Raw genomic sequence first — 1,319 nt, 5'->3', positions numbered from 1 at the left:
CTCTCTGGGATGCAAAGGCTGCAATGAGATGCTCAGCCTAGGTACAGACCCAAGCAATCCCTCTAGTTTATCGCTAACATCCAGATGATCATTTATACACAGATAAACCAGCTCGTCATTAGCTAATGCCTTAGCTATGCCCTGGATATACTCCAAGTTCCTCTCATCAAACTCCCCTTGTTTACCCGATACCGCTTCCAATACATTTCCCGATGTTCTTAACACCTTGGCCAGAAACCCCGTGCCTAGAGGCTGTCTCAATATAAAACATATTGGTCGTATAGAAAGGCTCTGTATCAGAAACAGATCTTTCGCTGAACTTGATGACCCAGTTAATACTGCTCCTCCACGTTTAGGTAAAGTATCACCTTGAGCCACAGAGAGTGGATGTATGAACCTAGCCAAGAGATAAGTTACCAGCCTCAATCTCAGCTCAGCTAGTCTGATAAACAGCAGGGCTCCAACCACTACATTTGCTAGGGCGAGCACCAAGAACAAGTGCAATATACTCCCACCCAGAGGGCCCAAGAAGATGATGGCGAAGATTGCTGACATCACCATAAACAGTGCATTCATTATGTTATTGGCCGCAATGGCCTGAGCACACTCCCCCTCCTTGGTCCTCGCCTGAATAAATGCATACAAGGGCACGATAAATAGACCACCACTGACCCCAACCATGAATAGGTCAAACATGAGCCGGTAATGTTGAGACTCGCCAATGAAGCTGCTGGCAGTATAAACATCGACAGGATTTAAGTCCGGTACAGCCCAATAGAGGTCGATACCGAAAATGGTCAAACCTAGCAAACCGAAGGGCAAAAGGCCTAGCTCGACTTGCTTGAATGACAGGCGATCACATAAAAATGATCCCGCCGCTATACCGATAGAAAACAAGGATAACAACAAGGAAACCACTGTGGCTCCTGCATGCAAGTGTAACTTAGCAAAATTGGGAAACTGAGTAAGATACCTTTCACCCCAAAAACACAACCCACTTATGGCAAGCACAGCCATCCATATCGAAGGCGTTCGCCTGGCTTTATTAAGGCTGGCTATCGAACCGGAAAAAGGAGTGAACCTTAATTTTTTAGGTTTAAAGCTTAGGGGGATCGATGGGATAAAGCGACTCGAGATATAGCCAACAGATGCTAAAAAAACGACGGTTATCGCGGCTAACGTGTTGGTATAATCACTGGCAACGATCAGACCAGCGACTATGGTGCCAGTCAAGATTGAGATGAAGTACCCATCTCTACCCAAGCATTGCCCCTAACCAACTCATTATCCTTCAACACCATAGTAGAAGTGAATATTTT

The 1,319-nt window shown here is 45.7% G+C and carries 1 protein-coding gene; it reads right to left on the bottom strand.

The window, feature by feature from the left end; all coding sequences use genetic code 11:
* Nucleotides 1–1,263: MFS transporter (locus KT99_RS19670; RefSeq protein WP_232504335.1), on the bottom strand; the 1,263-nt coding region annotated here is incomplete at its 3' end.
* Nucleotides 1,264–1,319: the final 56 nt, after the last annotated feature.

This window comes from Shewanella benthica KT99 (assembly GCF_000172075.1).
GTDB classification, from domain to species: Bacteria; Pseudomonadota; Gammaproteobacteria; order Enterobacterales; family Shewanellaceae; genus Shewanella; species Shewanella benthica_A.
This window is presented reverse-complemented; position numbering and strand designations above follow the sequence as displayed.